Consider the following 6,200-nt stretch of genomic DNA (forward strand, 5'->3'; position numbering starts at 1 on the left):
GCGGCCCCCGGCGGAGCGCCAACTCCGACCGAGGGCCTTGATCGACAACCTGCCTACACAGGGAGATCGACCCGTTATGCACGCTATCAAGCGCACCCTCGATTTCATCGGGGACACCATCTCCTTCACCACCCCAAGCGGCGTGACCGTCGAGCTGCGGTGGATCCGCGAGGGCGTCTACCGGGTGGAGGTCCTGGCCGCCGGCCCGGTCGCCACCCTGGTCGAGGACCTGTGCGGCTCCTACTCCGACGAGGCCACCGCCCGGCTGGTCGCCCGCGGCTACGCCCTCATGTACGCCGCCGAGGCGAACGCGGCCGACGCCGCCGAGGTACTGCGGGTGGACATCACGGACGCGATTGCGGAGGCGATGCGCCGCCGCAACTCCCGCCGGGTCGCGCAGCTGAACAGGCTCGCGGACCGGCTCGAGACCCCCGCCGAGCGGGCCCTGGTCGACGACGTGCGCGCCCACCTGACCGCTGTACACGGCGGCGGTGCGGCGCTTCCCGCCCGGTCGTGGCGTGAGATCCGGGACCGCCACCGCGCGGCCCTCGCCCGCGACCGGCAGCCGGCCGCCTGATCCGGCGGCCAGCCGTCGGGCAGGTGCGCGTCCCCTTCCCTCGCGTACCTGCCCGCGCGGTGGCCGCCAGACCAGGCGACCAGACGCAAGTCGGGCCCAGCCAGGAGATCGCACCTCCGGCCGAGCCCTTGATCGGGAGGAGTCCCCGACCCATGGGTAAGGGTACGAACCACAACGGTCACGCGGTGATCGACCGCCCGGCCGACGCGCATCCTTCGAAGGCGCCGACTGTGTCCCTGCCGGCGCTGGTATCGGTGCCGAGTCACTTCATCTCCACCTGGGCGCGAACCGGCGCGCTCGACGGCGACGTACACCTGGTGCCCAGGCCCTCCGAGCCGCCGGCCATCGACCGCTTGGAGGCGTCTCAGACCGGACAGTCCGAGCACCGTGAGGTGGCCGGCTGGAAGGGCGACGGGCCCGGCACCTGCGGCGTCGAGTGCGCCTGCGGCGTCACCTTCGCCAACTTCGACACCCTCGCCGAGGCCAACAACCTGCTCGCCGACCACATCACCCGCGCAGACGCCGAGACCGCCAAGGTCGCAGAGATGGCCGACCGGCTGGCGAACGTGCTGGCCGTCGCCGACGTCCTCGACGACGCCGGCACCCCGGCCGAGGTGCGGAGCGAGCTCACCGCCGAGCTGCGCAGAATGGCCGGCAACGCCATCGCCATGCGGCTGCTGGCCGACACCCAGCGGTCGCTCAACGTGCGGGACCTGCACCCCGCCTGGTGTGCCCAGCCCGGGCTCGCGGACGCGTGCGGCCACAGCCACATTTCGAAGTGGACGGACGTCGCGGCCACCTTCAACCGGCCGAAGTTCACCGGTGCCGGCACGGCCGAGTACCCGGCCCTGTCGGTGGCGGCCCGGCTGGAGCAGGACCCGGCCGACATCGTGGGCCCGGACACGGACGGGCAGTGGTACGGGACCGGGTCGGTGACGGTGAAGGCCCACCAGGTGGACGGCGAGTGGTGCGAGGTGCGGTTCACGCCGGCCGAGTGGCAGCGGTTCGCCGAGCTGGCCGAGGACGTGAACGCGATGGCCGCCGGGGACCTGAAGGCGGCCACGCGGCCGCTGCCCGAGTTTCTGGCCAGGTCGCCGGAGGCGGTGCGAGAGCAGATCGAGCGGGAGAAGCACCCGTGGTGGTGCGACGGCTCGTCCTGGTGCGGCGAGCACCGGTCCGCGTACCGGTGGGCGCTGGCGTCCGCGACCGGGTTCGAGCCGGTCGACGGCGGCGCCCTGGTGCCTGCGGTTGGTGTGGCTGCGGAGGTCGACGAGCAGGGGCGCCGCGGTGTGGTGCTGGTGCTCCCGAAGTTCGAGGTGTCCCTGACCGTCGCCGAGATAGCTGCGCTGGTCGAGGCGGGCGACGAGGCCCGGCTTCTGGTGGCAGCGTCGTGAGCGCCCCGGTCCTGGCCCGCAAGGTCGCCGAGGCCGCGATCCTGCCCTGCCCGAAGTGGTGCGACGGCTCCTGCGCCGAGTGGACCGACAAGGACGGCTCGACCAGCCACTGGGGTGACTTCGCCGAGGTTGTGGTGGACAGCCACGAGCGGTCGAAGGTCGCCATCTCGGTCACGCTCACGCAGATCGACTCCGCCAGCGAGGGCCGCGGCGACGCCGACGTGCACCTGGTGTCCGGGCGGCTCGGCGAGGACTTCCGTTTCACCGCCGCGACGGCCCGGCAGCTGGCCGGTGGCCTGCTGAACGCTGCCGACACCGCGGACCCGCTGCCGGCGGGCGTGACCCAGATCCTCGCCGAGGAGATCCACGTCGGCGACGAGATCGAGACGCCGGACGGCTGGCAAGCCGCCTACATGATCATGATCGACTCGCGGGCCCGGTCCGTGGCCGCGTTCACCGACGAGCGCGACGCCAGCGACACCGACGGCTGGCCCTTCGAGTTCGGCGACCCGGTCACCGTGCGTCGGGCGGTGGCCCGATGACGACCCTCGCGTTCGTCCCGCCCGGCCCTCGTACGGCCGGGTGGGTGCTGGCCCACCTCGACAAGCTGACCGTGACACAGCGGCAGGTGTTCGTCCTGCACGGCGCCTCCGGCCTGTCGATCGCGGAGACGGCCCGCCGTATGGGCCTGGCCCGGGCCGCGGTCCGGTCGATCTTTCGGGGCGCCGCCCAGCGGCTCGCGGACGCGACCGCCACCCCGCAGCCGGCAGTCTCCGAGCCGGAAACGGCTCCGGCCGCCTGCCCGCCGTGGTGTGGCGGCGAGTGCAAGCCGGATGCCGCTGACGGCTCGGTCTACCACATGGGCCCTTCCGTGACGGTCGGCGACGTCGAGGTCGGGCTGTCCCGCCTCGACGACGAGGACACCGGCCAGGGCGCGGCCAGCGTGGACGTGCTGATCGGCATGGCCTCCGCCGAGCTCACCCCGGCGCGGGCACTCGCGCTCGCCGAGGTCCTGCGAGAGCAGGCGCTGGCCGCCGCCGGCGCGGAGGGCGTCGAGATGCGCGCCGACCAGCTGCGGCTCGATGACCAGATCCTGATGCCGGACGGCTGGGAAACGGTCGAGATCCACGACGTGGACGGGTGGCTCGCCCCGAAGCACGCCGACAAGGCGGTGCGGGTGAACACCGAGGCGCACGAGGAAGACGAGGACGCCTACCGGTTCGCCGTCTGGCACATGCTCCGCGTCCGGAAGTCGGTGGCCCAGTGAACGGCCCGGTCCTGATCAAGCAGCAGCTGCTCGGCGGCCGGGCGGTCACCGTGACCGACGTCGACAACCCGGCCGCTGGCGTGCTCGCGGTCGCGATGCGGTCCGGTGACGGCTGGTCCGTCGCCAAGGGCAGCGGCGAGGTCGTCGGCGAGCGGCTGCCGCAGAAGCGGGCGACATGGCTACTAACCCGCACCGCCAGGGAGGTAGCGACCCGCGCGAAGGTGCGGGCGCTCCTGGCTGCCCAGCCACGAGAGGCGGTGGCCTGGTGAGCACCTCCGACGACTGGTACCGGCGGTACGAGGCGAACCAGAAGGTGCCAAGCCTGCCCGTCGACGACTACGGCTTCGACCAGGCGCTGTCCGAGCTGCGCGCCGCGGTCGGTGAGATCGCGCCGGACGCGGTCGCGGCGATCCCCGCCGTCCTGCGGATCCTGCGTCACCGCCGCAGCATGGCCGCGCAAGTGCTGGACAAGCGCGAGCCGACCTGCCTGGGCTGCGGCGCCGACCGCAAGTGCGTGGGCTGCGATGACATCCGCCCGACGGCGGAGAAGCTGTACGCGGGCTGGCGGTTCGTGTCGCCGCTGGACCGGTGGGAGACCGTCGAGCGGGTCGAGCAGGCCAACGAGTACGCGCCCGTACGGGTGTGGACCGACAAGACCGGCCCCGCCTACTCGTGGCTGATCCCCCGCTGGCAGAAGGTCGACGCGGTCGCCCCGCCGCCGCGCACCCTGCACGGCACGCCGGAGATCCGCGTCTTCGAGCACGGCTACGCCCGTGACGCGCCAATGTACGCGATCCCCACCCTAGACACGGTCTACCGGCCCGACACCAGCGACCATCTGGTGGAGGCCCGCTACTCCCGCGAACGTGGGTGGGCGGTGACCCACCGGCCCAACGGCGGCGACTCGGTGACCGTCTGGTGCGAGAGCAAGGCCAAGGCCCGCACCGCGCTGAGATCGGCGGCCCGCGAGCACGCGAAGGCGCTCGGCGTGAAGGTCGTCGTCCAGCCCACCTCGGCGGTGACGTCATGACGCAGCCGCTCACCCACCCGGCCTGGTGCAACCCGGCGCACTGCACGGTCGTCGGCGAGCTGCTGCCGTTGACCGGCACCGCCCACCGGTCCCGGCCGGTCGAGCTCGACCTGGGCGTGTTCGCCCCCGGCCGCCGCAGCACGGTGAGCCTGCAGCTGTCGCAGGCGGTGGCCCCGTGGCCGACCGACGTGTTCGTGATCGCCTCCGACAGCGGCGGCGAGCTGCTGTCGCTGCGCGTCGAGGCGGCCCGCGACCTGCTCGCCACCGTCAGCGCGCTGCTCGGGCGAGCGTTCCCCATCATCGACGACGACTTTCCCGCCGCGATCGCTACCCGGCACGGCTCCCCGGCCAGCGCCGAGGACGACCACTGCCCTGTCCACGGCGAGGCAATCTGCGTCGACTGGCTCGGCGAGTCCGACGACGCCGAGAACGTGTGGGTCTGCCGGAACACCGGCACCCAGTGGCGCACCCTCGTACGCCGGCCGGGCACCGGCGCGCAGTTCGTCATCGTCATCCCGGCCACGGCGGACGAGTGGGAGCTCCACTGCTTCGCCTGCGCCCGCTGGCTGCCGGAGAAGCACCCGACCGAGGACGCCGCCAACGCTGCCGCCGCGGCGCACGCCGCCGACCACGAGGCCGCCCCGGGCGGTGGCCGGTGAGCCGCTACCAGACCATCCGCCGCCCGGACGGGCCGATCACCGACGAACTGCTGATCGCACTGCTAGCCGAGCTCGGCGAGACCGTCCCCGCGCGCAAGCCACGCCCGTACACCCGCAACCCCCGACCCCGTCCCGGAAGGAGCCGCTGACCATGGCCGCCATGATCAACCGGGTCGTCTACCGCGTCACCGCCGCCGCGGTCGCGCTGGCCGGCCTCGCCCTCTACGCCGACCTGCACCGCCTCGGCGGTGCCGGGTGATCGCCCTGTGCGCGGCAGCGACCGCGCTGATCACCGCTGGCATCTGCGTCGGCGGCGGCTGGGGCACGGCCCTGATCGTCCTGGGCCTGGTCGGCAACCACGCGTGGCTGACCGTCACGCTCGTTCGCTGGTGGCAGCGCGCGTCGTATCGGGCCCGCCTCACCCTCTTCGCGACCACGACCGCGTACGTCACCGGCTGGTTCGTCATCCGGGTCGCCGCCGGGCCGGTCGCCGCGTGGGTCCTCGCGATGGCCGGCATCGGCTACGCCGCCACGGTGGGCGGCGTCCTCGCAGCGACCGGCTACCTCGCCACCCACCATGCCAAGGCCACACAGCACGCGATCGCCACCGGCAAGCTCAAGGAGATCACCCGATGACCGACACCCGCACCGCGCTGCGGCTGTTCTACGTGGTCGTGTTCGGCGTCGCGCTGGTCGGCTCCGGGCAGGCAGCCACCGGCTGGCTGAACTGGTGGGCACCGTTCGCGTTCCTCGCCGTCGGCGCGGTCGAGTTCGGCGGCGCCGTCCTGTCGATGCACGCCGACCGCCGCCGGCAGCTCGGCGAGCGGGCGATGTGGTCCCGGCTGCTGTCCGCCGCAGTGGCAGTCGGGGCGGTGCTGGTGAACCTCCTCGGACACTGGGAAGAACCGGGCCAGGCAGCGTTCTTCGCCGGCATGTCCGCCCTGGGGTACTCGGTCTGGCTGATCGACTCTGCGGCCCGTCGCCGGGATGCTCTGCGCGCGGCCGGGAAGCTGCCGCCGACCCCGCCGGTCTACGGCCTGGTGCACTGGCTGCGGCACCCGTGGCTGACCCGGCGTGCGCGGCACCTCGCCCTCGTCGACCCGACGCTGGGCCTGTACGGCAGTCTCGCCGCCGCTGAGGCCGCGGTGCGTACGGAGCGGCGGCAGCGGGCGCTGTCGAAGGTGCTGCACGCGAAGATCCGGCAGGCGACCGGGCCGGCCGCCGCCGACATCGCGGTGACGGTGTATGACCTGGACGAGGTCGCCGCCCGCCT

The 6,200-nt window shown here is 73.2% G+C and carries 9 protein-coding genes and 1 pseudogene; all 10 read left to right on the forward strand.

The features are described 5' to 3' along the window. Positions 1-76 precede the first annotated feature (76 nt). Complete coding sequence (locus RB614_RS13325) at positions 77-577, forward strand: hypothetical protein (RefSeq protein WP_308712771.1); 501 nt, start codon at positions 77-79, stop codon at positions 575-577. 152 nt (positions 578-729) lie between these two features. Continuing rightward, complete coding sequence (locus RB614_RS13330; RefSeq protein WP_308712772.1) at positions 730-1,971, forward strand: hypothetical protein; 1,242 nt, start codon at positions 730-732, stop codon at positions 1,969-1,971. After that, the gene (locus RB614_RS13335; protein ID WP_308712773.1) at positions 1,968-2,513 is read left to right on the forward strand and encodes a DUF6907 domain-containing protein; all 546 of its coding nucleotides are present in this window, start codon (positions 1,968-1,970) and stop codon (positions 2,511-2,513) included. Before RB614_RS13330 ends, RB614_RS13335 begins: the two co-directional genes overlap by 4 nt. Further along, positions 2,510-3,238: a sigma factor-like helix-turn-helix DNA-binding protein gene (locus RB614_RS13340; RefSeq protein WP_308712774.1), complete on the forward strand. Its 729-nt coding sequence runs from the start codon at positions 2,510-2,512 to the stop codon at positions 3,236-3,238. Before RB614_RS13335 ends, RB614_RS13340 begins: the two co-directional genes overlap by 4 nt. Continuing rightward, on the forward strand, positions 3,235-3,507 hold the full coding sequence (locus RB614_RS13345; protein WP_308712775.1) for a hypothetical protein: 273 nt from the start codon (positions 3,235-3,237) through the stop codon (positions 3,505-3,507). The genes RB614_RS13340 and RB614_RS13345 overlap by 4 nt, the downstream gene beginning before the upstream one ends. Further along, positions 3,504-4,268, forward strand: coding sequence for a hypothetical protein (locus tag RB614_RS13350; protein ID WP_308712776.1), 765 nt, complete (start codon positions 3,504-3,506; stop codon positions 4,266-4,268). The genes RB614_RS13345 and RB614_RS13350 overlap by 4 nt, the downstream gene beginning before the upstream one ends. Next, complete coding sequence (locus tag RB614_RS13355; protein ID WP_308712777.1) at positions 4,265-4,927, forward strand: hypothetical protein; 663 nt, start codon at positions 4,265-4,267, stop codon at positions 4,925-4,927. The genes RB614_RS13350 and RB614_RS13355 overlap by 4 nt, the downstream gene beginning before the upstream one ends. After that, on the forward strand, positions 4,924-5,076 hold the full coding sequence (locus RB614_RS13360; RefSeq protein WP_308712778.1) for a hypothetical protein: 153 nt from the start codon (positions 4,924-4,926) through the stop codon (positions 5,074-5,076). Before RB614_RS13355 ends, RB614_RS13360 begins: the two co-directional genes overlap by 4 nt. A gap of 106 nt (positions 5,077-5,182) precedes the next feature. Beyond that, the gene (locus RB614_RS13365) at positions 5,183-5,563 is read left to right on the forward strand and encodes a hypothetical protein (protein WP_308712779.1); all 381 of its coding nucleotides are present in this window, start codon (positions 5,183-5,185) and stop codon (positions 5,561-5,563) included. Continuing rightward, positions 5,560-6,200 (forward strand): annotated as a pseudogene (locus RB614_RS13370) (hypothetical protein); the annotation flags it as partial. The gene RB614_RS13365 and the pseudogene RB614_RS13370, both read left to right, overlap by 4 nt.

Source organism: Phytohabitans maris, from assembly GCF_031085175.1.
Lineage (GTDB): Bacteria > Actinomycetota > Actinomycetes > Mycobacteriales > Micromonosporaceae > Phytohabitans > Phytohabitans maris.

What these genes read in the sequence shown, in the direction of transcription:
- RB614_RS13325 (WP_308712771.1), top strand. Translation starts at nt 77, where the DNA reads ATGCACGCTATCAAGCGCACCCTCGATTTCATCGGGGACACCATCTCC.
- RB614_RS13330 (WP_308712772.1), top strand. Translation starts at nt 730, where the DNA reads ATGGGTAAGGGTACGAACCACAACGGTCACGCGGTGATCGACCGCCCG.
- RB614_RS13340 (WP_308712774.1), top strand. Translation starts at nt 2,510, where the DNA reads ATGACGACCCTCGCGTTCGTCCCGCCCGGCCCTCGTACGGCCGGGTGG.
- RB614_RS13355 (WP_308712777.1), top strand. Translation starts at nt 4,265, where the DNA reads ATGACGCAGCCGCTCACCCACCCGGCCTGGTGCAACCCGGCGCACTGC.